Annotated in this window: 26 protein-coding genes; 16 read left to right on the top strand and 10 right to left on the bottom strand. The window is 64.2% G+C overall.

Translation table 11 applies throughout. The features are described from left to right. The first annotated feature begins 9 nt into the window (after positions 1 to 9). Positions 10 to 699, top strand: coding sequence for a DUF998 domain-containing protein (locus CH286_RS10965; protein ID WP_052058762.1), 690 nt, complete (start codon positions 10 to 12; stop codon positions 697 to 699). After that, complete coding sequence (locus CH286_RS10960) at positions 675 to 1160, top strand: GAF domain-containing protein (protein WP_037154748.1); 486 nt, start codon at positions 675 to 677, stop codon at positions 1158 to 1160. The genes CH286_RS10965 and CH286_RS10960 overlap by 25 nt, the downstream gene beginning before the upstream one ends. On the opposite strand, the gene dhaL is transcribed toward CH286_RS10960, so the two are convergent. Further along, positions 1144 to 2796 (bottom strand): dihydroxyacetone kinase subunit DhaL, encoded by a 1653-nt coding sequence (dhaL, locus tag CH286_RS10955; protein ID WP_094609237.1) that lies wholly within the window; start codon positions 2794 to 2796, stop codon positions 1144 to 1146. The genes CH286_RS10960 and dhaL overlap by 17 nt on opposite strands. A gap of 65 nt (positions 2797 to 2861) precedes the next feature. On the opposite strand from dhaL, the gene CH286_RS10950 reads away from it, so the two are divergent. Next, complete coding sequence (locus CH286_RS10950) at positions 2862 to 3413, top strand: YceI family protein (RefSeq protein ID WP_094609236.1); 552 nt, start codon at positions 2862 to 2864, stop codon at positions 3411 to 3413. Positions 3414 to 3451: 38 nt separating this feature from the next. Beyond that, positions 3452 to 4183, top strand: coding sequence for an SIMPL domain-containing protein (locus CH286_RS10945; RefSeq protein ID WP_217902919.1), 732 nt, complete (start codon positions 3452 to 3454; stop codon positions 4181 to 4183). Here the strand turns inward: CH286_RS10945 and CH286_RS10940 are convergent. The 5 genes from CH286_RS10940 to CH286_RS10920 all read right to left on the bottom strand — a co-directional run bounded on the left by CH286_RS10940 (position 4180) and on the right by CH286_RS10920 (position 9016). After that, positions 4180 to 5289 carry a CaiB/BaiF CoA transferase family protein gene (locus tag CH286_RS10940; protein WP_094609259.1) on the bottom strand — a complete coding sequence of 370 codons (1110 nt, stop codon included), beginning with the start codon at positions 5287 to 5289 and terminating at the stop codon, positions 4180 to 4182. The two genes, CH286_RS10945 and CH286_RS10940, sit on opposite strands and share 4 nt — an antisense overlap. Positions 5290 to 5320: 31 nt before the next feature. Continuing rightward, the gene (locus CH286_RS10935) at positions 5321 to 5962 is read right to left on the bottom strand and encodes a TetR/AcrR family transcriptional regulator (RefSeq protein ID WP_094609235.1); all 642 of its coding nucleotides are present in this window, start codon (positions 5960 to 5962) and stop codon (positions 5321 to 5323) included. Positions 5963 to 6016: 54 nt separating this feature from the next. Continuing rightward, positions 6017 to 7384: a lipase family protein gene (locus tag CH286_RS10930; RefSeq protein WP_094609234.1), complete on the bottom strand. Its 1368-nt coding sequence runs from the start codon at positions 7382 to 7384 to the stop codon at positions 6017 to 6019. Between the two features lie 247 nt (positions 7385 to 7631). Then, the gene (locus tag CH286_RS10925) at positions 7632 to 8513 is read right to left on the bottom strand and encodes a dioxygenase family protein (protein ID WP_094609233.1); all 882 of its coding nucleotides are present in this window, start codon (positions 8511 to 8513) and stop codon (positions 7632 to 7634) included. A 59-nt stretch (positions 8514 to 8572) separates the two neighbouring features. Continuing rightward, the gene (locus CH286_RS10920; protein ID WP_141215831.1) at positions 8573 to 9016 is read right to left on the bottom strand and encodes a hypothetical protein; all 444 of its coding nucleotides are present in this window, start codon (positions 9014 to 9016) and stop codon (positions 8573 to 8575) included. A gap of 95 nt (positions 9017 to 9111) precedes the next feature. Between CH286_RS10920 and CH286_RS10915 the strand changes: the two genes are divergently transcribed. Next, a complete protein-coding gene (locus CH286_RS10915) occupies positions 9112 to 9510 on the top strand; it encodes a hypothetical protein (RefSeq protein ID WP_094609231.1) in 399 nt (132 codons plus the stop codon). Here the strand turns inward: CH286_RS10915 and CH286_RS10910 are convergent. Then, a complete protein-coding gene (locus tag CH286_RS10910) occupies positions 9482 to 9691 on the bottom strand; it encodes a hypothetical protein (protein ID WP_032404473.1) in 210 nt (69 codons plus the stop codon). The two genes, CH286_RS10915 and CH286_RS10910, sit on opposite strands and share 29 nt — an antisense overlap. A 94-nt stretch (positions 9692 to 9785) precedes the next feature. Here CH286_RS10910 and CH286_RS10905 point away from each other — a divergent pair, with 94 nt between their 5' ends. The 4 genes from CH286_RS10905 (at position 9786) to fahA (ending at position 13564) form a co-directional block, all read left to right on the top strand. Next, positions 9786 to 10313, top strand: coding sequence for a MarR family winged helix-turn-helix transcriptional regulator (locus tag CH286_RS10905; RefSeq protein WP_094609230.1), 528 nt, complete (start codon positions 9786 to 9788; stop codon positions 10311 to 10313). Between the two features lie 72 nt (positions 10314 to 10385). Further along, entirely contained in the window at positions 10386 to 11579 is a 1194-nt protein-coding gene (locus CH286_RS10900; RefSeq protein ID WP_094609229.1) for a homogentisate 1,2-dioxygenase, read from the top strand. Beyond that, the gene (locus tag CH286_RS10895; RefSeq protein ID WP_094609228.1) at positions 11576 to 12364 is read left to right on the top strand and encodes a hypothetical protein; all 789 of its coding nucleotides are present in this window, start codon (positions 11576 to 11578) and stop codon (positions 12362 to 12364) included. Before CH286_RS10900 ends, CH286_RS10895 begins: the two co-directional genes overlap by 4 nt. Before the next feature lie 33 nt (positions 12365 to 12397). Further along, the gene (gene fahA / locus CH286_RS10890; protein WP_094609227.1) at positions 12398 to 13564 is read left to right on the top strand and encodes a fumarylacetoacetase; all 1167 of its coding nucleotides are present in this window, start codon (positions 12398 to 12400) and stop codon (positions 13562 to 13564) included. A 10-nt stretch (positions 13565 to 13574) separates the two neighbouring features. On the opposite strand, the gene CH286_RS10885 is transcribed toward fahA, so the two are convergent. Then, on the bottom strand, positions 13575 to 14231 hold the full coding sequence (locus CH286_RS10885; protein WP_037154768.1) for an IclR family transcriptional regulator: 657 nt from the start codon (positions 14229 to 14231) through the stop codon (positions 13575 to 13577). Positions 14232 to 14432: 201 nt separating this feature from the next. Between CH286_RS10885 and CH286_RS10880 the strand changes: the two genes are divergently transcribed. The 3 genes from CH286_RS10880 to CH286_RS10870 all read left to right on the top strand — a co-directional run bounded on the left by CH286_RS10880 (position 14433) and on the right by CH286_RS10870 (position 17986). Then, positions 14433 to 15656 (top strand): CaiB/BaiF CoA transferase family protein, encoded by a 1224-nt coding sequence (locus CH286_RS10880; protein ID WP_094609226.1) that lies wholly within the window; start codon positions 14433 to 14435, stop codon positions 15654 to 15656. A gap of 1 nt (position 15657) precedes the next feature. After that, positions 15658 to 16533, top strand: a complete 876-nt coding sequence (locus tag CH286_RS10875; RefSeq protein ID WP_094609225.1) for a hydroxymethylglutaryl-CoA lyase — start codon at positions 15658 to 15660, stop codon at positions 16531 to 16533. A 73-nt stretch (positions 16534 to 16606) separates the two neighbouring features. Further along, positions 16607 to 17986, top strand: coding sequence for an SLC13 family permease (locus CH286_RS10870; RefSeq protein ID WP_094609224.1), 1380 nt, complete (start codon positions 16607 to 16609; stop codon positions 17984 to 17986). 106 nt (positions 17987 to 18092) lie between these two features. Here the strand turns inward: CH286_RS10870 and CH286_RS10865 are convergent, their stop codons facing one another. Beyond that, positions 18093 to 18578 carry an Lrp/AsnC family transcriptional regulator gene (locus CH286_RS10865; protein ID WP_052058764.1) on the bottom strand — a complete coding sequence of 162 codons (486 nt, stop codon included), beginning with the start codon at positions 18576 to 18578 and terminating at the stop codon, positions 18093 to 18095. 158 nt (positions 18579 to 18736) lie between these two features. Between CH286_RS10865 and pdhA the strand changes: the two genes are divergently transcribed. From pdhA to lpdA, 4 genes are read left to right on the top strand one after another with little or no spacing between them, the layout of a single operon-like run. Then, the gene (pdhA, locus tag CH286_RS10860; RefSeq protein ID WP_094609223.1) at positions 18737 to 19852 is read left to right on the top strand and encodes a pyruvate dehydrogenase (acetyl-transferring) E1 component subunit alpha; all 1116 of its coding nucleotides are present in this window, start codon (positions 18737 to 18739) and stop codon (positions 19850 to 19852) included. Continuing rightward, positions 19849 to 20853 (top strand): alpha-ketoacid dehydrogenase subunit beta, encoded by a 1005-nt coding sequence (locus CH286_RS10855; RefSeq protein ID WP_037154779.1) that lies wholly within the window; start codon positions 19849 to 19851, stop codon positions 20851 to 20853. The genes pdhA and CH286_RS10855 overlap by 4 nt, the downstream gene beginning before the upstream one ends. Beyond that, positions 20850 to 22121, top strand: a complete 1272-nt coding sequence (locus tag CH286_RS10850) for a dihydrolipoamide acetyltransferase family protein (protein ID WP_094609222.1) — start codon at positions 20850 to 20852, stop codon at positions 22119 to 22121. Before CH286_RS10855 ends, CH286_RS10850 begins: the two co-directional genes overlap by 4 nt. Next, positions 22118 to 23491 carry a dihydrolipoyl dehydrogenase gene (lpdA, locus tag CH286_RS10845; protein WP_094609221.1) on the top strand — a complete coding sequence of 458 codons (1374 nt, stop codon included), beginning with the start codon at positions 22118 to 22120 and terminating at the stop codon, positions 23489 to 23491. The genes CH286_RS10850 and lpdA overlap by 4 nt, the downstream gene beginning before the upstream one ends. 86 nt (positions 23492 to 23577) lie before the next feature. Here lpdA and CH286_RS10840 read toward each other — a convergent pair whose 3' ends face one another. Beyond that, positions 23578 to 24102 carry an Lrp/AsnC family transcriptional regulator gene (locus CH286_RS10840; RefSeq protein ID WP_094609220.1) on the bottom strand — a complete coding sequence of 175 codons (525 nt, stop codon included), beginning with the start codon at positions 24100 to 24102 and terminating at the stop codon, positions 23578 to 23580. Positions 24103 to 24120: the final 18 nt, after the last annotated feature.

The raw sequence follows: 24120 nt of genomic DNA, 5'->3' as shown, positions 1-24120 counted from the left end.
CCTTGATCGGTGCGTTCGAAAACTGAAGGCGTTGATATCCGCAGCGTCGTAGTGGCGATCTGCTTGATCCTCGCCGGCCTGCTGTACTCCGCGTGGGTGGCCGAATTCTTCATCGACACCGGTCTCGACCCCACCACATCGTTTCTCAGCGAACTCGACGCCCGCGATCAGCCGTACCGCGAATTCTTCTCCACCGCAGACGTCGTCACCGGTTCACTGATGATCGTCGCGGCGGTCCTCGGCTTCCTCGCCACCCAGCGTCGACGGCTCGTCGTCACCGGCTGGGTGGCGTCGGGCATCTTCGGTATCGCCACCATCGCCGACGCAAAACTTCCCCTCGAGTGTGTGGCCGCCGACGATCCGACCTGTCCGATCGAACCCAGCGGATTGTTCCCGCAACTCCATCACCTGCACGCACTCACCAGCACCATCGCGGTGTTCGCGATCTTCACGGTCATGATCGCGTTCACGCTCGCTGCATTCCGTTATGAGCCCTATCCCCTCCTCCGGACGCTCGGTGTCGCGGTGCTGGCTGTCACGACCCTGGCAACGGCATGGCTGATGATCGCCGACAATGTTCCTGGCGATCACGGCCTCGGTGTTGCCCAGCGGGTTCAGGTGGGCGGTATGTCGGCGTATCTGGTGGTGCTGGGGTGTGCGCTTAGACTCGGTGCATGTCTTTCACCGCGACCGAACTGAACGGGTCCAAGGTAGAGCAGTATCAGCAGCTGGCCGAGCAGGCCAAGGGCCTCGTCTACGAAGAGTCGAACCTGATCGCCAATGCCGCCAACCTCTCCGCGTTGGTCTATCACGCTCTGCCGGAAGTCAATTGGGTCGGATTCTACCTGTACGACGGCACCGAACTCGTCGTCGGGCCGTTTCAGGGGCAGCCGGCCTGTGTCCGCATCGCGTTGAGCAAAGGCGTATGCGGCGCTGCCGCCACCACCCGCGAGACGCAGCGAGTTGCCGACGTCCACGCCTTCCCGGGTCACATCGCGTGCGATGCCAACACCCGCTCCGAGGTCGTCGTACCGCTGTACCAGGGCGACACTCTGATCGGTGTGTTCGACTTGGACAGCCCCGTGCCGAATCGCTTCGACGCCGACGATCAGGCCGGCCTCGAAGCGATCGCGGAGGTCTTTCTCAGTTCGCTGAGCTAGCTGCCGCCTCGAAGAACCACGCCATGACGAGCGCACCGGGGTCGACGACGCCTCGCGCGGCCTCACCGACGTAGCTGGCGCGACCGCGGTTGGCGGTCATGTCCTTCGTCGATTCGGCTCCGGTTTTCGCGGCGTCGGCGGCCTGCTGCAGGGTGCCGCCGTCCTTCTCGAGCGCCTCGACGGCCGGGGCGATGGCGTCGACCATCGTCTTGTCGCCCACCCGTGCGCCGCCGAGTTCGGTGATGCTGTCCAGTCCCGCCCGGGCGGCCTGCCCGATCGCCGCGCGATCCGGCTCGGATTCCAGCATCGACCGGTAGAACTGGCGGAACCAGATGCCGAACAGCGCGCCGGACGTACCGCCCGCATGGCCGAGGTAGGCCTCACTTACCGCCTCGAATACCGTTGCTGCCGAGTAGGTTTCCTTCACGGCGTCCAGATCGAGTTGTTCGAGTGCGGCCACCATGTTGGTTCCGAAGTCGCCGTCGCCCGCCTTGCGATCCAACTCGGTCAGTGCCGGCTCCTCGTCGAGTACGCGCTGCGCCCACGACCCGATCCACTCGGAAACGAATGCCGACTTCCCACCGGTGTCGGACGGCGAGAACGTCGGTCCGAATCCGCCACGCTCGGCCACCGGCTTCGCGCCTCGACTGTGAGCGTTCGGCCAGCCGGGAGCGTCGGTCGGCTCGTCCCAGAGTTCGAGCATCTCGTCGTCGGCGCGCACGAGGGTGATCGACGCTCCGCCCATGTTCAACGCGGTGACGAAGCTACCGACGAGCGAGCGGGAGATCTCGATCCCTTTGCCGTGCAGGTACTCCGAGAGTTCACCGAACAGCAGGTGCAGCTCCAGCGGGTGCGTTGCCCCGAGCCCGTTGACCACCGCGATCACCGATTCGCCCGAGTTCAACCCGAGTGAGTCCACGATGGGATCGGTCAGTTTCGCGACGATCTCCTGGGCAGGCAGCCGGGGCACGCGGTCGGTGCCGCGTTCTCCGTGGATACCGATGCCGAGTTCGATTTCCTCCTTGGGCAATTCGAACGACGGTTCGTCCGCTCCAGGCAACGTTGGCGGATTCAGTGCGACCGCCATACTGCGTGCGTTCTCCGCTGTTCGACGCCCCAGTGCGACGACCGCCTGCAAACTGTCGCCGCGTTCTGCCGCTGCGCCGCAGACCTTTTCGACGACGATGGTCGCTGCGGTGCCGCGGCGACCCGGACCGTCCTCGCTCTCACTGGCCACGTCGTCGTCGACGAGAACAACGTCGGCGACGATGCCGTCCTCCTGCAACAACTCTCGGGCGATCTTGAAGTTCATCACGTCGCCGGTGTAGTTCTTCACGATGTGCACCACTCCGCCGCCGGAGTCCACGGCCTTGGATGCCTCGTGCACCTGAAGGGCGTTCGGTGAGGTGAAGACCAGACCGGGGCACGCTCCGGTGAGCATGCCGCGACCGATGAATCCGGCGTGCATCGGCTCGTGACCCGATCCCCCACCGGACAGGAGGGCAACTTGCCCGTCGGAGATGCGATAGCGGCGGGTGAGAAATCCGGGATCGGCATGCCAGGTGACGTCGTCGGTGGCGGCGACGAAGCCGCGGAGGGCGTCGGCAACGAATGTTCGAGGGGAATTGGAGAACATGGCTCCACCCTAACCACCTGCGCCGCGTCCCTTCTTCGGTTCTGCGGGACCGATACAGTCGGGGCATGACTACCGCGACCTGGACGCTCGACGCATCGGACGATGGACAGTTGGCCGTTCGGACGGATGTCACCGGACGGGCAGCCAAGATGGGCCATCGCCTCACGATTGCGGTGACCTCCTGGACCGCGACAGTCGAGTGGTCGGGGGAGGCACCCACCGCGGTCACCCTCGTTGCCGAGGTGAGTTCACTCGAGGTGGTCCATGGAGAGGGTGGACTCACACCCTTGATCGGACCGGAGAAAATTGTGGCGAAGGCAAACGCGCTCAAGAGTTTCGAGGCCGACCGATATCCATCGATTCGATTCGTTTCGGAAGAGATCACCGCCGTCGACTCCGGATTTCGACTGGCCGGCACGGCCGAGATTCACGGCGTGTCCAGGGAGATCACTGTGGATGTGACCGCCACCGACCTCGGTGATCGATGGCACATCGAGTCCGAAACTATTGTGCGCCAATCGGATTACAAGATCACTCCGTATTCGCAGATGTTCGGAGCCATGAAGGTGGTGGACGAGGTGACCGTGACGTTCGACGCCGACTACCGCAAGCCCTGAGCCTTTCCAATTCGCCTGTCATGATGGACACTACGGCGATGAGTCGAAATCGATGGATGATCGGATCGTGCGCATCGGCCCTGGTGCTGACCGTGGCCTTGACCGCGGGCTGCAGCAGCCCAGCGACGTCGTCCCCCGATGGACCTCCCGGAGTGAACGTCAACGGCGTGGGAGAAGTCCAAGGTGCACCGGATACGTTGACGACCCAGATCGGTGTTCAGGCCACTGCCGAGTACGTCACTTCCGCGATCGAACAGGCCAATTCTGCCGTCAGTGAGGTCACGGACGCAGTGATTGCGGCCGGCGTCGCTCGCGAGGACATCCAGACCCAACAGGTGTCGATCGATCCGCAGTACTCGGGCGCATTGCCGGGCGGCACCTCGGCCATCTCCGGATATCAGGCCACCAACACCTTGCAGGTCACGGTTCGCGACCTGTCGAAGGCCTCCGCGGTGTTGGGCGACGCCACAACGGCCGGCGGAAACGCGACCCGCATCTCGGGAGTCTCCTTCAAGATCGACGACGATTCCGAGCTGATCTCCGATGCCCGGTCCAGGGCGTTCGCCGATGCCCGCGATCGCGCCGAGCAGTACGCATCGCTCGCAGGTGGAGAACTCGGCGACGTTCTGTCGATCACCGAGTCGATCACCGGCCAGGAGCAGCCGAGGTCGTTCGGCGAGTCCGCCACTTCGTTCGACACGGCGGTGCCCATCGAACCGGGACAGCAGACCGTCAGCGTGTCCGTGTCGGTGAAGTGGGCGTTGAACTAGATCCCGGCGGGCGGTGCCAAGCGGTAGTTCACCGGAGTGGCCGAGAAGTCCAGCGGATTTCGGACGCCGTCGGCCACTGAACCCGGAACCTGCACTCGCGGTTCGAGACCGAGCGATTCCGCGAAGGCAAACGCCTCTTCGATGGAATTGACCGGCCCCGCGGGGACGTTGCGGGCCATCAGATCTCGGTACCATTCGTCCGCGGTACGTGCCCGCAGCGCCGAGGTCAACGCGTCGACCAGGTGATCGCGATGTTCGACGCGAGCAGAGTTGGTGGAGAAGCGATCATCCTCTGCCAGTCTCGGCTCGTTCAGCACCTCGACCAACGCCTGGAACTGCCGGTCGTTTCCCACGGCCAGTGCCAATGGACGGTCGGCAGTCTCGAACACCTCGTACGGCACGAGCGAGGGATGCTTGTTTCCCATCGGGACGGGCACAACGCCTGCCCCGAGGTACGCCGCCGACTGGTTGCTCAACGCGGACAGCACCGACGCCATCAGCGAGGTGTGCACCTGCTGACCAGCTCCGGTCTGTGATCGATGATGCAGTGCGGCAAGGATTCCGCTCAGCGCATGTAGACCGGTGACGATGTCGACCATCGCCACTCCCACCTTGGTCGGTGTCGAGGCGTCGGGGCCGGTGACGCTCATGAGCCCGCCGACGGCTTGGACCACCAGATCGTATCCGGGGAGCGCAGCTCCTCCGCCGGTGCCGAAGCCGGAGATCGAGCAGTAGATCAGACCCCGGTTCGATTGCGACACAGTCGAATAGCCCAGACCGAGGCGGTCCATCGTTCCGCCGCGGAAGTTCTCGATCACGATGTCCGCGCCCGAGACGATCTCACGTGCCTCAGCCACCCCGCTCTCGGACTGCAGGTCCAGGAACTTCGACGTCTTGTTGCGATTCACCGAATTGAAATACGTTGCTGTGCCTGCAGAGTCGTATGGCGGGCCCCAGGATCGGGTGTCGTCACCGATTCCGGGTCGCTCGATCTTGATCACGTCCGCGCCCATGTCGCCGAGCATCATCGTCGCGTACGGGCCGGCGAGCACACGGGAGAAGTCCGCGACCACGAGGCCTGCGAGTGGACCGGTGGCAGGTGTCATCGGTCCACTGTATTGCGCCACACGCTGCAGTTCAGTTCAGGTCCGGAACGAACGCTCCCAGAACGGCAACCATCGTCTCCACGATGTGCTCGATAGGTGGGCGAGGGGGATCGGTGCGGGACCAGTCTGAGACGATCTCGGTGAGCGCACCGAGGAATGCCGTTGCGGCCAAACGGTATCCACCTGGCGGAACGAAATCGGAACCGACTTCCGAGCGCAGGGTGTTCTCGAAGAACTCCACCCACTGTGCACGACGGCGCGTCCGGTGCTGTTCGACGGCATCGCTGACACCCAGCATTTCCAGATACGAGATCCGCGCGCGGCGCGGATCACCCCCGATCGATCCCACCAAGGCCGTCATCGCAGCGGCGACAAGCGCGCGGCGATCTCGGTCGACGTGACCGTCGAGTGCGGCGACGACCGCAGCCAGCGCGTCGTCTTGGATCAGGTCGTACACATCCACGAGCAGCGCCTCACGGTTGGCGAACTCGGCGTAGAACTGACTGCGCGCCAGACCGGCAGCCGCGCAGATATCCGCTACCGAGGTGGCTGCGTAGCCGCGTGCCCCGATGACCTCGATCCCGGCGTGCAAGAACCGTGCGCGGCGATCGGCTTTTCGCGCGGCGGACGATTGTCCCGCGTAGATGCGGCCCTGGTCGTCGGCGACTGTCACCGGCGGAGTCTACCGCCGGTGACACTGCGGCTTCCCGTACGCCGACCGGTTCCCTCACGCCCCGATCGGCTTACCGAACAGTCCGGCGATTATCTCGCCTACCGCATCGACGAAGAGCGGGTGTGCACTCGTGTCGAGCGCCATCGAGCCGACATCGTTCGTTCGGCAACCCGGTTCCACCGGAATACCGGCAAAGCGATCGCGCATCCACAGCACCGCGCTCGGAAAGGCGATCAATTCCAGGGTGATGTGCTCACTGAAATGGTCGCGGGTGTACGTGACATCGGCACCCGGACGGCTGCAATACGAATCGACCATCGCGTTGACCGGTCCGACCGGCACCAGCCAGTCCGGGTTGGAGTGATAGACGTAGAGCGGCATGTTCGGAGTGGTGTCGCCGAGCCGCATCGCGGACAGAGCCTTCTTCACCACTGGTTGTTGGATCGGGTCACCCTCGGTGTGCAGAAAGCCTTTCAGATTGACGAACGGCAGCAGCGCCGAGCTGTAACCGACGCAGAGATTGTCCTTGGCCGCGAACAACGCCCGGCCGAGCGGATCGATGTGTTCGTCGATGAAATCGGCCAACTCGGGATCTTCACGACTGGCACCGATGATTCCGGCAGCGACGATTCCCGAGCCGAGTGTGTTGTTCGCGTTGTCCACCAAAGCCCCGAGTTCAGCGGGGGTTCCGCCCTCGGTGACTCCGACGATGTCGAGCTCAGGGGCGTAGCGTTCGGCCAGTTCGGCTGCGTGTCCGGTCGCTATCGCGCCACCGGAGTAGCCGCTCATCCCCACCTTGGTGGCCTCCCCGGCCAACTGCATGGGCGCGAAGTTCTCGGCGGCTCGGATTCCGTCGAGGGTGATCCGCCCGGCGACCGGCCCTGCGGCGAACGAGTTGTTCGGACCTTGATGATCGGGTACCGATACCGCCCAGCCCTGCGCCAACGCTGCTTGCACCTCGAGGAACTGAGCACCCGACGTCACCGCGCCTGTGACCGGCCAGGGAATCGCACCCGCGCGCATCGCATACGAGGGCGCGCAGTAGGCCGCGAGAGAATCCTCGGCCAACTGAATGGATATCAAAGGCCGCGATGCGGCAGGGACGCCACGTGGCTTGATGACCGTGGTCACCGCAGCGATCGGCTCGTCGCGACCGTTGTTGGACCGGAAAGACAACTGCCACGCGTCGACCTGCGTGGGGATGACGTTGAGAGTGGCCAGCTCGACCGGCCGCGCAGCGATGATCTGACCCGGCGCTGCCGCGGCCACCACGTCGGCGGGCGGAACGTAGAAGTCGGTGTCGAACTCCGGAATCTTCGGCCACGTGAACGGTGCCAGAGGCGGCTGAATTTCCACCTCGGGCGAATCAGGTGCTGCAGCAGCGGGCGTCGTCATGGCAGTAAAAGCCGCAGCGGCGGTCATCACGCTGATCGCTGTACGCAGCGTCCACGAGCGGGCAGAAGACACGGGTGCACTCCTTCGCGCCGGAGGACGGGATCCACAGGAGGCGCGCCCGGCGACGGTTCGTACAGCGCATCCGTCCATCTTGGACACCGATGTCCGAGATGGTGCTCAGAACTGTAGAGCGAAGTGGCGTGGATAACAATCCCCGAATCGAAAGAGATTCAGAAGTGAACCGATCCCAAGTGCACTGAGTTACGCCGGTTCGTCACGCGACCGCGAATGACCGCTTCGCCAAACCGAACTGGAAGCCGGTGATCGCCGTGGCGACCGGGGCTTCCGGGTTCTCGGCGGCACCGAGCGTGACGAACAGCGGCGTGAAGTGTTCGACGGTCGGGTGGGCATAGGGCATTCCCGGTGCGGCACTGCGGAAGTCCGCCAGTGTTGCGACGTCACCACGCGCCAACGCGTCGGCCGCCCAGAGATCGAAGTCCTCGGACCACGTCGGGACCGTATTGGTGGTGAAGTTCGCGCGCGAGAGGAACGGCAACCCGTGCGTCATGAATCCGGATCCGATGACCAAGACTCCCTCGGCGCGAAGCTCTTTGAGTGCCGCGCCGATGGCCATCAACCGGTCGGGAACATGGGTCGGCAGGCTCAACTGGAGAACGGGGACGTCGGCATACGGGTACATCACCTTCAGGGGAACCCAGGCACCGTGATCGAGTCCGCGAGAAGTGTGTCGGTGCAGATTTTCCGACGCCGGGATTGCCGCAGCAACGCGAGCGGCCAAGGCCTCGGCGTCGGGTGTGCGGTATTCCATCGAGAAGTACCGCTGAGCAAAACCACCGAAGTCGTAGACCAGTGGGGTCGCGGCCGCCGAGGCAGACAGGCTCAGCGGAGCCTCTTCCCAGTGCGCGCTGACGATGAGAATCGCCTTCGGCTTGGGCATCGACTGCGACCAGGTGAACAGCTGGTCCATCCAGAGTGCGTCGTCGAAAACCGGGGGCGCGCCATGGCTGATGTACAAGGCGGGCATCGGGCCGTCGTTGGGGGTCCACATCTGCTGCGACCGGCTCGCGGGAGCGGTATCGGCGAGAAATGCGTCGAACGCGGCTCCCGCGATCGGCGGGTTGACGACAGATGTCATGGCGGGTCCTTCGAAGGCTGAAGTTGAACCTTCAACCTACCACTCGAAGGGCAGATCAGCTACCCCACTACTACGCGGCCACCACCAGGAAGGTTGGGAGTGTCCGTCGTGATCGTGAGATCGACACGGCCCGCACCGGTAGCGAGAGTGATCGGCTCGGTCGATATCCCACCCGCCGAACCGGATCGGCCGTTGTCGATGTTCGTCCACACCACGGTCACCGGAACCGGCAGCAGGCTCACCGCAGACGAGCCCATGTCACCCGCACCCGAAATCTTGCTCGCCGTCGTCACCGTGACTTCCCCTGCCTCGACGCCCACCGTCGCCGTTGCCTCGACTGGCCCCGACCCGAAGCTGACCCCGTGTTGGAAGAACAAGAATGCCTGCACTGGGCGTAACTCGGTCGTGTTCGCGGCCGCAGCGATTCCTGCCGTCCCCAGCGTCAAGGCCCCCGCCATCAACGGTGCCGCAACGAGGCGAATAACTCTTTTTCTCGAAAACACGATGCTCCCCAGTTCGTCGAATTCGTCCGATGTCCGAGTACATCGTGCAACGGACCAGAAGGTCTGTAAACCCCTCGGGCTCTAGGCTCGGCGATATGCCGAATGTCTATCGCGCACCGATGCCGGACGGCGTCGAGCGTGCCCTTACCTATGGACTGTTCGGCATGGCGGCCGACGACGAACGATCGCTACGACGGGTCGAGCGCTTCGAACAGGTTCCGGACGGATCTTTCGTCTGGACGCGAACCGCGAGCGGGGAGTACTTCCTCGGCCGAATTTTCGGCTCACTGCGGGAAGATCACAGCGACGACGCAGTGGCGTCGAACATGATCTTTGTTCGTGACTGCGAGTGGACGGGCGAGCCCGTTCCCGAGCACGAGGTACCCGCCGCCACGCTCCGCACGTTCGCCCGCGGCGGCCGAAACTTTCAGCAGACACACGACCCGCGGGTCGCCGCAGAGTCGGCTAGCGCGTGGCGAGCGCGAGGTCGCTGACCTGGGAATCGACCTGAACAACCGAGTAGCCCTGGATCTCGAACTTGTTCTCACCCTCGGGCGGCCCGAGCACAGCACGGACGATCAACGTCGCGGCGGCAGCGACGAGTGCGATCACGATGACCACTGCCGCCACGATCAGCAGGGTCCGGGGGCCGCCGAACAGGTTCTTCGAGCTCATGCGTCCATCATGACCCCTCCGGGATGAGACACGAATCGCGCCCGCCAAAGTAATAAAGGTGTTGATCAGATGATTTCGTGGATACAGTGAATCCGTGACCGACGCACCCGAGCCCGATTTCTGGTCGTTCATCGAGACCGCCAACACCACGCTGGCCCGGGACTACGGGTTCGAGCACCAGCTGGCCACCGAAGTTCTGCTGACGCTCAACCGGGCGTCGAACATCGTCACCTACGACTTGGAGGCGACGGTTCATCGCCCCCGAGGCTGGTCGTGGTCGTCGTTTCGACTGATGTTCGTCACGTGGCTGGCAGGCCCGATCGAACCGCGACGAGCAGCCGAACTGACCGGCATGAGCCGCGCGGCCGTGTCGAACCTGTCCAAGACCCTCATCTCCGGCGGCCTGCTCGCCAGTACGCCCGACGAGAAGGACGGGCGTTCGGTGCGCCTCGCCCTCACCGCGCAGGGGCACGACGAAATGGTGGAGACCTTCGCCGAACAGAACGAACGGGAGAACGCGTGGGCCAGCGCGCTCACCGAGCCCGAACAGCGGATTCTGGTGATGCTGTTGACCAAACTCATCACTCACCGCAGCCAGTTCGACGTCCGGGGACGCAACTGAAGGTTGTGTAGATCACGTCAAAGTAGTTAATGTATTTATTACAAGCGGTGAACAGAGCACAGGAGCGATGACGTGGCCTACTACCGGCAACTCGGATCGATACCGCCGAAGCGGCACACCCAGCACCGAACTCCAGAGGGCAACCTCTACTTCGAGGAGCTGATGGGCGAAGAGGGCTTCTCGTCGGACTCGTCTCTGCTCTATCACCGCCACATACCATCGGCCATCGTCGATGCCACGGTGTGGGAACTCCCTGATCAATCCACGACGCCCAACCATCCACTCGTGCCGCGGCACCTGAAGTTGCACGAGCTGTTTCCCGAATCCGCGGTGGCCGGCACCGACGTCGTCACCGGCCGGCGACTCGTCCTCGGCAACGCCGACGTCAGACTGTCCTACGTCGTCGCATCGAAAACCTCACCGCTGTATCGCAATTCGATCGGCGACGAGATGGTCTACATCGAATCCGGCTCTGCCACAGTGGAAACGGTATTCGGCGCGCTGCAGGCGCAGCAGGGCGACTACGTGCTCATTCCGCGCGCGACGACGCACCGCTGGATTCCTCACGGTCCACTTCGCGCGTACGCCATCGAAGCCAACAGTCACATCGCGCCACCGAAGCGGTTCCTGTCGAAGTACGGCCAGTTGCTCGAGAACGCTCCCTACTGTGAACGCGATCTGCACGGCCCCAGCGAGCCTCTGCTCGGCGAGGGAACCGACGTGGAAGTGCTTGTCAAACACCGCGGTTCGACGGGGATCGTCGGGACCCGATACGTCTACCCGCAGCATCCGTTCGACGTGGTGGGGTGGGACGGCTGCCTGTACCCGTACACGTTCAACATCTCCGACTACGAACCGATCACCGGCCGCGTGCATCAACCACCGCCCGCGCACCAAGCGTTCGAGGGTTCCAATTTTGTGATCTGCAACTTCGTTCCACGCAAGGTCGACTACCACCCGCTGGCAATTCCGGTGCCGTACTACCACTCCAACGTCGACTCGGACGAGATCATGTTCTATGTCGGCGGCGACTACGAGGCCCGCAAAGGTTCCGGAATCGGCCAGGGTTCGATCTCGGTGCATCCAGGCGGGCACGCTCACGGGCCGCAACCCGGTGCCTACGAACGCAGTATCGGTGCCGAGTTCTTCGACGAACTGGCCGTCATGGTCGATACGTTCCGCCCGCTCGAACTGGGCGAAGGTGCGCTGGCGTGCGAGGACACCGGGTATGCGTGGACCTGGGCAGGCCGGGGACCGAACCGATGATTCCAAAGTTCTTTCATCGCCTGTGCGACGATGCCGCTGTTTTCCCTCCCGGCAATGCGCCGCTCGATGTTGCTGCGGCACAACATCTCGAGTACCGGGGCAGCTCTTTCGCAGACCTCGTCGGCCCGTTGGTCGTTCCGATGGACCGGGTGAACGAGCTCGTCCTCGGTGCTCGGATGGAGGTGGCGTTGACCGCACCGGCCGGCCCGGGCAGCGTGGAGGCAGGCCTGCGAGTCGCCGACCGTACCGCCGGGGTGACGGTTGTTGCCGTCGAAGTGGCAGTACCCGACGGCACGAGCATCGACGCCTTGCGCAACATCACTCAGGACATCGACATCTATGTCGAAATTCCCCGAGACTCCCGACGAGACGACATCTTCGACGCCGTCGACGAGTTCGGGTATCGCGCCAAATTCAGGACCGGCGGTGTCACGGCCGACCAGTATCCGGACGAACAGGAGCTCGCCGCGTCCATTTACGAGGCGGCTCGGCGCGAGGTTCACTTCAAAGCGACCGCGGGTCTGCACCATGCCGCCCGTAACACCGATCCCCACAACGGGTTCGAGCAACACGGTTTCCTCAACGTGATCCTCGCGGCGCAGGCCGCACACAGCGGCGCACGAGTCGGTGAGCTCGAGAAGATACTGGCGATTCGAGACGCAGATGTCCTCGCCGGGATCGTCGCCGGGATCGAGGGCCAACGCGCCTTCGCATCTTTCGGCACCTGCAGCATCCGTGAACCCCTGGACGATCTCGTCCGCCTCGGACTCGTCCCACCTCAGTGAGCCCCACCCCCCCGTGAATCAGGAGTGCCGTTCATGACGCACATCGATATTTCCGCCGATTCCGAATTCGGAGTCGACAACCTGCCCTACGGCATCTTCAGCACTCCGGGCACGGACGCTCGTGTGGGAGTCCGCTACGGCGACAACGTGATCGATCTATCCATAGCTCTTGGCGATCCAGATTTTTCCTCGCCAAGTCTGAACGCGTTCATGGCCCGCGGACGCAGTCGATGGGTGGAGGTGCGCACGTCCGTCACCGACATGCTCGTCAATGGCACCGCCCCCGAGGAAGCAATCATGTCCGTTTCCGATGTCACGATGCACCTGCCGTTCGAGGTGGCCGACTACGTCGACTTCTACGCCTCCGAGCATCACGCGTCCAATCTCGGCCGGCTCTTCCGGCCCGATGCCGAACCGCTGCTACCGAATTGGAAGCACCTGCCCGTTGCTTATCACGGACGGGCAGGCACGGTTGTCGTCTCCGGTACCGACATCACCCGGCCTCGTGGCCAACGAAAGGCACCGGACGAGCCGTCGCCCACGTTCGGTCCGAGTCGACGACTGGACATCGAAGCCGAGATGGGCTTCGTCGTCGGCGTTCCGGCGGATGGTCCCATCTCGCCGGATCAGTTCTCCGAGCACGTGTTCGGAGCCGTCATCGTCAACGACTGGTCGGCTCGCGACATCCAAGCCTGGGAGTACGTGCCACTCGGGCCGAACCTCGGCAAGAGTTTCGCGACGTCCATCTCACCCTGGGTTGTACCCCTGCTAGCTCTGGAGCAGGCGCGAACCTCGACACCGGTGCAGGATCCTGAGCCGCTCGAGTACCTTCGCGAATCTCGTTCTTGGGCTTTGGATATCGACCTGACGGTCGAGTGGAACGGCCACGTCGTATCCCACCCGCCGTACAGTGCGATGTACTGGTCGCCGGCTCAGATGCTCGCGCACGAGACCGTCAACGGCGCGACATCGCGAACCGGTGACCTGTTCGCGTCGGGCACCATCTCGGGACCGGAAAAGAATCAGCGCGGCGCTTTCATCGAACTGACCTGGGGCGGAAAAGAACCGGTGTCACTCGGCGGCGAGACTCGAACCTTCCTCGAAGACGGTGACGAGGTCGCCATCGCCGCGAGTGCTCCAGGCGCGAACGGTGCCCGTATCGGATTCGGTGAGGTCCGCGGCCGCATCGTGTCGGCCTGACCCGCCCCCCCTACCACTCCGGCCGGACCACGAGGGACTGCTCGATCTCCGACGCGGCATCGCACACGGCTTGCCCCCAGAGAAGCCCTGCAGTCGTGGGTACCCGCTCGATCGGGCCTGCCACACAGACGGCCGCGACGATGCGTCCGTCCCGGCGGACCGGGGCGCTCACCGACGTCAGCCCCGGCGTGCGCTCCGATCTCGACTCCCACCAGCCGCGTTCCCGACTCTCCTCGTCGGCGTCGAAGTCCCCGGCCAGTACGTGGCCGGCCGAACCGGCACCGAGTGGAAGTAACGCGCCCGCAGGCAACGAGGCTCGCAACTCTTGCCGAGAATCCTCCGACACCAGACACAGCCGATTCGAGCCTCGCACTACCCACAACTGTGCAGACTCGCCGGTGTCTTCCCGCACCCGACGAAGAATCGGTACCGAGAGGTCGACGAGCGAGGACGTCCCGAAGCGGTCGCCGGGATGCAACAGACCTCCGTCCCCGCGGCGCAACATCGAGTGCTTCGCCATGTCTCCCACCAGGCGGTAGACCGTGGATGCCGACAGGCCGAGCCGATTTGCGAGGTCACTGGTGGTCTGCGGGCTTGCCTCGACTGCGTCGAGGATTGCGGCCGCGCGAGCCAGCACGCCCGTGGTGTCGGTGTTGTTCGCCGTCACTGCTCGACCTCCGCCATCGAATGCACCTTTCTCACCCTTCGATTGTGTCAGCCGACCCGAGCGTCGGTTTGCGATAGTTCGGATCACAGTGGTTGCGGAACGTGATCCACCGCACTATGGTCATTCCTACCAGGAGCGAATGCAATTATCAAATAATGATAATCAGCGATCCAGCCTCCACATCCTCAGGAGTGACGTCAGGTGCACACCGACAACCAGAACGGCCCGTTACACGGAATACGTGTCATCGAACTGGGCAACTTCATCGCCGCACCGTTCGCCAGCCGCCTTTTTGCGGACTTCGGTGCCGAGGTGATCAAGATCGAGCGCCCCGGCGTCGGCGACGAGCTTCGCGGCTGGCGCCGAAACCGCGGAGACACGTCGATGATGTTTCGCACGATAGCCCGCAACAAGCACTCGGTCACAGTCGATCTACGTACCGATGAGGGCCGCGACCTTGCGCTGAAGTTGGTCGAGACTGCCGATGTCGTCGTGGAGAACTTCCGTCCCGGCACTCTCGAGCGTTGGGGTCTCGGGCCCGACCGCCTGCACGAGGCCAATCCCGACGTGGTTCTGGTGCGGATCTCGGGGTACGGCCAAACCGGGCCTCATCGCGACCGAGCCGGGTTCGGCGGGGTCGCAGAGGCATTCGGCGGGCTGCGCCACGTCACCGGACACGCCGATCGCGAGCCGGTGCGGGCGGCTGCGCCCGTCGGAGACGTCCTGGCCGGGTTGCATGGAGCCGTGGGAGCTCTGGTGATGTTGTTGGCGCGTGAACGCAGCGGAGATCACTCTCGGCCGAAGGTGGCCGACGTCGCGCTGTACGAGGCCGTCTTCATGGCGATGGAGTCACTGGTTCCGGACTACGACGCGTACGGTGCCGTTCGCCAGCGGACCGCGGGCAACCTGCCCGGCGTGGTCCCCAGTGGGATCTATCCGACCTCGGACGGAAGCGTCATGATCGCGGGCAATTCGAGCAGCGTGTTCGGACGGCTCATGACGGCCGTGGACCGGCCGGACCTTGCCGACGACTCCGATCTGGCCGACGGCGTCGGGCGGTTCGAGCGTGAGACCGAACTCGACGGTGCCATTTCTGCATGGACCGGCGCACGCCCGACGAGCGTGGTCGTCGGCGAGCTAGGTGCCGCAGGCGTTCCCGTCGGAGAGGTGTTCGACGCCGCTCAGATCGCCGAGGACGAGCACTATCTCGCACGCGGGATGGTGCAGGCGCTGAAAGTCTCCGTCGAACCGGGCAGCACCGAGGAAGTGCGCTTTCCCGGGGTGGTTCCGCGCTTCGGCGATACCACCACGACCGTCAAGTGGGCCGGCCCGGATCTGGGCGAGCACACCGACGATGTCCTCGGCCGCACACTCGGTCTCACCGAAGAACAGCTCGACGACCTCCGCGCGCGGAAGGTCATCTGACATGCCACGCGTACACATCACCGACGTCTATCTCCGCGACGGTTTGCAGGACGAGAAGTGCATCGTCCCCACAGAGGACAAGCTCGCCGTACTCGACGCCACCCTTGCGTCGGGAATTACGTCCCTCGAGATCGCGTCGTTCGTCTCGGCCACCAGAGTGCCGCAGATGGCCGACGCCGAGGAGGTCATCTCACGCGCGCCCCGTCGAGACGGAACCCGTTACAGTGCACTGACATTGAACGGCCGAGGCGTCCATCGCGCCGCAGAGACGGACATAGACGTGATCCAGATCGTCACGTCGGCCAGTGAGGGGCACAGCCGCGCCAACGCCGGCCGATCCCCCGACGACGCGCTACGGGACCTGAGTTCCGCCGTCTCGACGTATCCGGACCGCTCGTTCATCGGCGGTGTCAGTACCGCGTTCGTGTGTCCGTTCGACGGCGTCATCACGCCCGAGCGGCTCGTCGAGGTGTGTGAACGAATGGCCGACACCGGCGTATCGAGCCTCGGTCTGGCGGATACTTTGGGGATCGCCACCACCGATCAGGTACTGACCGGTGTCGACGCCGTCCGAACAGCCCTGCCCGAGTTGACAATCAGCCTCCATCTGCACAACGCTCACGATCAGGCCCTCGAAACAGCAGTACGTGCCGTACTCGACCTCGAGATCGAACACTTCGACAGCGCACTTGCCGGCTACGGCGGTTGCCCCTTCGCGCCCGGCGCACACGGGAACCTTGCGACTGAGCAGCTCGTGGAAGCATTCCATCGTGCCGGAATCGACACCGGAATCGACCCTGTATCTCTGGGCACCGCGGCCGATCTGGCTCGCGATGTCGTCGCGAGAGCGCAACCTCTTTCCACCGCCACACACTGATTTCGTTGGGCAACCAGCCCACACCCGCCGCGCTCCCCGCGGCTCACCTCATCCCCCGTCCGAAAGGCCAGCCATGGTCTACGCAATCTCGATCATTGCCTTGATCGCAATCTTCACCGTCGCCACGATCACACCCATCAACATGGGTCTGCTCGCTTTCGCCGGCGCATTCGTCGTCGGTGGCGCAATATCCGGCATCCCTGTCGAGGATGTGATCGATGCCTTCCCAGGAAGCACTTTCATCATCGTCGGCGGCATCACCTTGCTGTTCGCCATCGCCAAAGCCAACGGCACCATCGATGTCGTCATCGATCGATCTCTCCGACTCGTGGGCGGACGGCGCTGGGCCATCCTGTGGATGATGTTCCTGCTGTCCGGTCTGCTGATGGCCCTCGGATCCGTTCTTGCCGTGGGCATGCTGGCACCGATCGCGATGCCACTGGCCAAGCGCAACAACATCAATCCCTTCCTGATGGGCATGGTCGTCAGCCATGGGGCTCTCGCGTGCTGCTTCTCCCCGATCAACCTCTACGGTGCCTTCGTCAACGGCTTGATGGACTCCACCGGCGTGGGCTCACATCCGCTGGCTCTGTTCCTCATCCCGTTCGTGCTCAACACCCTCATCGCCCTCGTGCTGTTCCTCGTACTCGGCCGTGACCTCATTCGTGATCGGACCCGCGCGTTCGATGTCCAGGACCTGCGCGACAACGAAGGCGGACTGCCCGTACCGTCGAGCCCGCGCCCGGGCTACACCGGACTGCCCGAGGGTAGCGGGGGCGGCACTTCCGTACAGGTCGAGGTCGATCACATCGAATCCTCCTCTATCACAACAGTTCCCAATGAGACCGTACCGCTCAACCGAATCCGAGTACTCACTCTGCTCGGCATCGCGGCCCTGGTCGTGTTGTCCGTGAGCCTGGGGCTCGACATCGGAGTCAGCGCAATCTGTGTGTCGGTCGTGTTGCTGCTGCTGACACCCAAGACTCACCCCAAGGTCGTCGACAACATCGCCTGGCCCGCCGTGGTCCTGGTCTGCGGTGTTCAGACGTACATGGCGGTCATGACCCAGAACGGCACGCTCGGATTCCTCGGCGACGCTGCATCGGCCCTCGGTTCCCCCCTGTTGACGGCGCTCATCCTGTGCTACGCGGTAGCGATCATCTCGGCATTCGGATCATCGATCGGAACCATCGGCATCGCTCTTCCTCTCGCCGCACCGCTGCTCGCCGCCGGTGAACTCGGAGCGATCGGATTCGTTGCTGCCATTGCCTTCTCGGCGACCGTGGTCGATGTCAGCCCGTTCTCCACCAACGGGGTCATGGTTCTGGCGGAAGCCCGAGTGGACGACAAGGCCCGGTTCCAGCGAAAGATGATGGGGTACTGCGCACTCGTCGTTCTCATCGCCCCACCGACGGTGTGGCTGCTGACGGTGGTCGCCCCCTCGGTCATCTGACCCGATCGCACAGCCCCTGCTCACCGACCCCTCACTCAGTAGAGGGTTGGTAGGCAGGGGCTTTCGGCGTCTCGGCGGTAGTGCGTGACTCGACCGGATCGGGCGATCAGCGTTCGGTGGCCGGCCTCGTGCGCCCAAGACCGCCTCGGTCCTCGTCGAAGATCAACCACGTGCGGGTCGCCCGAACGCCGTCGAGCGATTGCAGCCCCTCCAGCACCACTTGCCGCAGACTCTCGTTGTCGGGAGTCCTGATGAGCACCAGCACGTCGAAATCCCCTCCGAGCAAACTGAAATGGTCGACGAACTCCATCGATCGCAACCCCTCGGACACGCTGCGCCACGAATCCTGACGGATCGACAGCGCGATGAATGCAGAGGTCCCGAGTCCGGATGCCGCGTGGTCGACCTGCACGGTGAACCGCTCGATGACGCCCGCATCCTTGAGCCTGTCCACTCGCGTATAGGTATGTGCACGAGAGAGATTCAGTCGATCTGCCAGTACCCGCATGGAGATCCGACCGTCGGCGGTGAGTTCGGTGAGAATGCGGCGATCGGTGTCGTCCAGTTCCACTCGCTTCGAGACCTCGTCCATTCGTCCGCTCCTCTGCGTCAGTTCACCGCCCCGATCGGACATATTTCAACTCTGATCCATCGTCGGCAGCCATATGTCTGCAATTTTACGCCGTTAGGTATTCCACATGACGCTATCGGCCAGAATCGCCCTACAAGCCAATTTCAGGAGAGTGCGCCATGACGACCGTCGAGAAGGTTCCGGCAACGTCCTACCAACAGTTCATGCCCGCCGACCGTCCCGTGCAATATCTCGCACCGGACGGGACGGGCGTCGACAGCGCCGCACGCTATGCGCGGCCGTCCGACGAACGCCTGTTGGAAATGTATGGCTCGATGGTGCACGGCCGCCGATTCGACCAGCAGGCAACAGCATTGACCAAGCAGGGCCGCCTCGCGGTCTACCCGTCGGCCCGCGGACAGGAGGCCTGCCAGATCGCGGCTGCATTGTGCCTGGACAAGCAGGATTGGATGTTCCCTACGTACCGCGACTCGATGGCTCTCGCGGCGCGTGGAGTCGATCAGGTGGAGCTGCTCGGCATGCTCGCCGGCTACTGGCACTGCGGCTACGATCCGGCCGCCTACAAGGTCGCTCCCCAATGCACGCCTCTGGCAACACAGTTGTTGCACGCGACCGGCTTCGCATACGCCGAGTCGAAGCAGGGACGCGACACCGTCGCCCTCGCGTTCTGCGGAGACGGTGCCACCAGCGAGGGTGACTTCCACGAGGCTCTCAACTTCGCCGCGGTGTTCCGCGCCCCGGTCATCTTCCTGGTCCAGAACAACGGATTCGCCATCAGCGTTCCGCTGGCGCGCCAGAGCGCCGCGCCGTCGTTGTCGCACAAGGGCGTGGGCTACGGCATCGGTAGCGAGCAGGTCGACGGTAACGACCCCGTCGCGATGATGGCGGTGATGGACGAGGCCGTGAAATACGTCCGCGCAGGCAAGGGACCGGTGGTCGTCGAGGCGCACACCTACCGCATGGACGCCCACACCAACGCCGACGACGCCACCCGCTACCGCAAGGCCGACGAAGTCGAGGGCTGGCTGGCCCGAGATCCCCTCTCGCGCCTGGATTCCTACCTGCGTGCCCAGGGGGTTCTCACCGACGAACTCCGCGAGCAGATGACCGTCTCCGCCGACGCGGATGCCGCGGCGCTTCGGGCAGGAATGAACGCAGAGCAGGATGTCGACCCCGAGGACCTCTTCCGGTTCGTCTATTCCTCCCCCACCCCCGGTCTGATCGAACAGCGCAATCAGATCGCCGCCGAGATCGCAGCAGGAGAACTGTCATGACCACGATGACCATGGCCGGAGCCCTCAACGCCGCCCTGCGCGATGCGTTGACCGAGGACGAGAAGGTCGTCGTGTTCGGCGAGGATGTCGGCACCCTCGGCGGCGTCTTCCGCGTCACCGACGGCCTCACCCGCGACTTCGGCGACGACCGCTGCTTCGACACCCCGCTCGCCGAGTCGGGCATCGTCGGATTCGCGATCGGGATGGCGATGTCGGGCTACAAGCCCGTCGTAGAGATGCAGTTCGACGCGTTCGCCTACCCGGCTTTCGAGCAGATCGTCTCCCACGTGGCCAAGCTGCGCAACAGAACTCGTGGCTCGCTGACCGCACCGATGGTCATTCGGATTCCATTTGCCGGCGGCATAGGCGGCGTCGAGCACCACTGCGACTCGTCCGAGGCCTACTACGCGCACACTCCTGGCCTGAAGGTCGTCTCGCCGTCCACCGTCGCCGACGCCTACTCGCTGATGCGCGACGCCATCGCCGATCCCGATCCGGTGATCTTTCTCGAACCGAAGCGGCTGTACTTCTCCAAGGACGACATCGAGCTGACCAAGACCGAGCCGATCGGCACGGCCGTCGTGCGCCGTGCCGGTACCGACGTCACGCTTCTCGCCTACGGACCGACGGTGTCCGTGGCCATGCAGGCCGCAGAGTTCGCGGCGGAGGACGGCCGGAGCGTCGAGGTGATCGATCTGCGATCGCTCAATCCGTTCGACGACGAGACCGTTGCGGCCTCGGTGCGCAAGACCGGACGCTGCATCGTGATTCAGGAAGCGCAGGGCTTCTCCGGCGTCGCCGCGGAGATCGCCTCACGAGTATCCGAGCGCTGCTTCCATCACCTGCACGCTCCAGTACTTCGAGTGACCGGACTCGACATCCCCTATCCTGCACCGAAACTCGAACACTTTCATCTGCCGTCCGCAGACCGCGTACTCGACGCGATCGACCGGCTGCAGTGGAACGACGCACCCGATCTCAGCAAGGCGGTCACAGTATGAGCATGCAGGTGTTCCTGCTCCCCGACCTCGGTGAAGGACTGACCGAGGCCGAGATCGTCGAGTGGAAGGTCAAGCCCGGCGACACCGTCACCATCGACCAGGTCGTCGTCGAAGTGGAGACCGCAAAAGCGTCCGTCGAGGTGCCCTGCCCGTTCGAGGGCGTCGTCGGCGAACTGCATGCGGCCGAGGGCACGTCACTCGCGGTCGGCGCGCCGCTGATCAGCATCACCGGCGGTGCCGTCGCCGACGTTCCCGCCGCCCACGAGCAGTACCGCGAAGAGGAACGAGCCGGCTCGGGAAATGTGCTGATCGGCTACGGCACGGGGCACGGTCCCACCGGCCGTCGCAAACGGAGAGCGGCTGCGCCGCAGGTGAGCGGAAACTCGACCCAGGCTACGACTTTCCATTCACATGCACCGAAGGTGCTCTCTCCCATCGTCCGGAGCATGGCACTGCAGGGCGGGCTCGATCTGGGCAGTATCGACACAGGAGGCAGCCACGGCGTCATCACTCGTGCAGACGTCGAGCGCGCCTTGTCGACGAATGTTCCTACGGTTGCGTCCTCGACCGACGGAGTCACTCGAATCCCGATCACCGGGATACGTAAAGCCATCGCAGACAAGCTCTCTCGCAGTCGTTCGGAAATTCCCGAGGCCACCGTCTGGGTCGACGTCGATGCGACGGCTCTGCTGCAGGCCCGACGCGACCTCGACGCCTCCATAGACGGCGTCAAGGTGACGTTGCTGGCGGTACTCGCCAAGCTGACGATGATCGCGTTGGCGAAGTTCCCGGAGCTCAACAGCACCGTCGATACCGCTGCGGGTGAGATCCTGCGCTACGAGAACATCGGGCTCGGCATTGCTGCCCAGACCGATCGCGGACTGATGGTTCCGGTTGTGCCGCAGGCCGACAAGGCAGATCTGAAGGAACTCGCCGAGCGGCTGGCCGAGTTGACCGAGCTCGCACGGACCGGTTCCCTCCCCGCAGCTCGCCTGAGCGGAGGAACGTTCACCCTGAACAACTACGGCGTGTTCGGGGTCGACGGCTCGGCCGCGATCATCAACCATCCCGAGGCTGCGATTCTCGGCATCGGACGAATCATCGACCGCCCGTGGGTCGTCGACGGCCAATTGGCCGTGCGCAAGGTGGCGCAGCTGTCGTTGGCGTTCGATCACCGCGTGTGCGACGGCGGGGTGGCCGGCGGGTTCTTGCGCACGGTGGCGGACTATGTCGAAAACCCGGTCGTGGCATTGGGATCCGTCCGATGAGCGCTCATGACGTCGATGTTCTGATCCTCGGCGGCGGCTCCGGTGGTTACTCCTGCGCGCTGCGTGCCGACCAACTCGGCCTCTCGGTCGCGCTGGTCGAGGAAGACAAGCTCGGCGGCACCTGTCTGCACCGCGGATGCATCCCCACCAAGGCGCTGCTGCACACCGCCGAGGTCGCCGATGCAGTTCGAGGCTCGGCGCATGTCGGCGTCACCGCATCGCTGACCGGGGTGGACATGCCCGCGGCACTGGACTACCAGCGCAGCGTGGTCGCCGGCCTGTACGGAGGTCTGCAGGGACTGCTGAAGCGGGCGGGTATCGAGATCGTCTCGGGCCGTGGCCAGGTCGTCGGTCCTCGCACCGTCGAGGTGGAGGGTCGACGCATCACCGGAGCCTCGCTGGTTCTCGCCACCGGGTCGTATTCGCGCACCATTCCGGGAATCGAACTGGGGCCGCGGGTGCTCACCAGCGACAGCGCACTGTCGCTGGATCGGGTGCCCGAGTCGGTCGTCGTGCTCGGCGGCGGTGTGATCGGCATCGAATTCGCCAGCATCTGGGCATCGTTCGGTACGAAGGTCACAGTCGTCGAGGCACTCGATCGCATCGTTCCGGGTGAGGACGAATGGTCCTCGAAACAGCTCACCAAGGCACTACGCAAGCGCGGCATCGACATTCGTACCGGTACCAAGGTCGAGACCGTCACCGAATCATCCGACGACGTCTCGGTGGCCCTGTCGTCCGGGGACACCCTCACGGCCGATCTGGTGCTGGTGTCCGTCGGCCGCGGACCCCGCACCGACGGTCTCGGTCTGGCCGAGCAGGGCATCGCCACCGAACGCGGTTTCGTCACAGTCGACGACAACCTGCTCACCACTACGGACGGCACCTATGCCGTCGGCGACATCGTGGCGGGATATCAGTTGGCACACCGCGGTTTCCAGCACGGCATATTCGTCGCCGAGCACATCGCCGGCCTCGCGCCCGCGCGCATCGACGGCGATGTCGTTCCGCGAGTAACGTATTCGCACCCCGAGGTAGCGTCGGTGGGGCTCACCGAGAAGGCCGCAGAGGAGAAGTTCGGCACGGTGACGTCGGTGGTCTACGACCTCGGCGGCAACGGCAAGAGCCGCATTCTGGCCACAGCGGGCGGTGTCAAAGTGATTCGTGCACGCGACGACGGTCCTGTCGTCGGGGTTCACCTCGTCGGCGACCGAGTAGGCGAATTGATCGGCGAAGCCCAACTCGCAGTCGCATGGGAAGCACTACCGTCCGAGGTCGGCAGTTTCGTCCATGCCCACCCCACCCAGAACGAGGCACTCGGTGAAGCGATGATGGTGCTGTCGGGTCGGCCACTGCACGCGCACAGCTGATCCGGGGGCAGCGGGCCTTTCTCGACGTGGCCACCGACACAGCACTTACGTCCGATGTCGGTGGCCCGTCAGGGGTCGTGTCCCGCTCACGGTTCGCCCTTCCGGAAAGCAGGTGCCTTGCTTGCTTTCTCGGTGTTCAGTGTTGCGATGAGAGGCAGTGTTCGCAACGAGATGATCTCCGACAGAGCGATCACGCTGGTCGACCTCGACACCACGCCGGACTTGTTCAGGGCGATCAGTGTGGCTTGTAGGCCGTCGTGGGATGCCGCAGCGATACGGCACAACACGTCTCCGGCCCCGGTCGTCGCAAAAGCCTCCAGCACACCCGGGATCGATTCCAATTCCGATGTGACCGAATCCAACGCACCCTGCACTATTTCGAGAGTCACGAAGGCTTGCACCCCGAAGCCCGCGGCCGAGAGGCCGATCCGGGGTTCGTATCCGGCCAGAACACCCGCATTCTCCAGCCTCCGGAGTCTCGAATGCACCGTCGCGCGAGCGACATTCACGAGTCTAGAAAGTTCCAGTGCCCCTGCGCGCGGGTGATGATGCATCGCAGTCAACAAAGCGAAATCCAACTCGTCGAGAGTCACCGCACCGTGCCCCGCCATCGCCTATCCCCTTCCGCA

Source organism: Rhodococcus sp. WWJCD1 (assembly GCF_002258735.1).
Taxonomy (GTDB): domain Bacteria; phylum Actinomycetota; class Actinomycetes; order Mycobacteriales; family Mycobacteriaceae; genus Rhodococcoides.
This window is presented reverse-complemented; position numbering and strand designations above follow the sequence as displayed.

Excerpts from the sequence above, each read along its gene's own strand:
- CH286_RS10950 (WP_094609236.1), top strand. The coding sequence starts at position 2,862 with ATGACTACCGCGACCTGGACGCTCGACGCATCGGACGATGGACAGTTG.
- CH286_RS10840 (WP_094609220.1), bottom strand. The coding sequence starts at position 24,102 with ATGGCGGGGCACGGTGCGGTGACTCTCGACGAGTTGGATTTCGCTTTG.
- CH286_RS10915 (WP_094609231.1), top strand. The coding sequence starts at position 9,112 with ATGCCGAATGTCTATCGCGCACCGATGCCGGACGGCGTCGAGCGTGCC.
- CH286_RS10850 (WP_094609222.1), top strand. The coding sequence starts at position 20,850 with ATGAGCATGCAGGTGTTCCTGCTCCCCGACCTCGGTGAAGGACTGACC.
- CH286_RS10930 (WP_094609234.1), bottom strand. The coding sequence starts at position 7,384 with ATGACCGCCGCTGCGGCTTTTACTGCCATGACGACGCCCGCTGCTGCA.
- CH286_RS10895 (WP_094609228.1), top strand. The coding sequence starts at position 11,576 with ATGATTCCAAAGTTCTTTCATCGCCTGTGCGACGATGCCGCTGTTTTC.
- CH286_RS10960 (WP_037154748.1), top strand. The coding sequence starts at position 675 with ATGTCTTTCACCGCGACCGAACTGAACGGGTCCAAGGTAGAGCAGTAT.
- fahA (WP_094609227.1), top strand. The coding sequence starts at position 12,398 with ATGACGCACATCGATATTTCCGCCGATTCCGAATTCGGAGTCGACAAC.
- CH286_RS10945 (WP_217902919.1), top strand. The coding sequence starts at position 3,452 with ATGAGTCGAAATCGATGGATGATCGGATCGTGCGCATCGGCCCTGGTG.
- CH286_RS10855 (WP_037154779.1), top strand. The coding sequence starts at position 19,849 with ATGACCACGATGACCATGGCCGGAGCCCTCAACGCCGCCCTGCGCGAT.
- CH286_RS10940 (WP_094609259.1), bottom strand. The coding sequence starts at position 5,289 with ATGACACCTGCCACCGGTCCACTCGCAGGCCTCGTGGTCGCGGACTTC.
- CH286_RS10925 (WP_094609233.1), bottom strand. The coding sequence starts at position 8,513 with ATGACATCTGTCGTCAACCCGCCGATCGCGGGAGCCGCGTTCGACGCA.
- CH286_RS10875 (WP_094609225.1), top strand. The coding sequence starts at position 15,658 with ATGCCACGCGTACACATCACCGACGTCTATCTCCGCGACGGTTTGCAG.
- CH286_RS10910 (WP_032404473.1), bottom strand. The coding sequence starts at position 9,691 with ATGAGCTCGAAGAACCTGTTCGGCGGCCCCCGGACCCTGCTGATCGTG.
- pdhA (WP_094609223.1), top strand. The coding sequence starts at position 18,737 with ATGACGACCGTCGAGAAGGTTCCGGCAACGTCCTACCAACAGTTCATG.
- CH286_RS10865 (WP_052058764.1), bottom strand. The coding sequence starts at position 18,578 with ATGGACGAGGTCTCGAAGCGAGTGGAACTGGACGACACCGATCGCCGC.
- dhaL (WP_094609237.1), bottom strand. The coding sequence starts at position 2,796 with ATGTTCTCCAATTCCCCTCGAACATTCGTTGCCGACGCCCTCCGCGGC.
- lpdA (WP_094609221.1), top strand. The coding sequence starts at position 22,118 with ATGAGCGCTCATGACGTCGATGTTCTGATCCTCGGCGGCGGCTCCGGT.
- CH286_RS10870 (WP_094609224.1), top strand. The coding sequence starts at position 16,607 with ATGGTCTACGCAATCTCGATCATTGCCTTGATCGCAATCTTCACCGTC.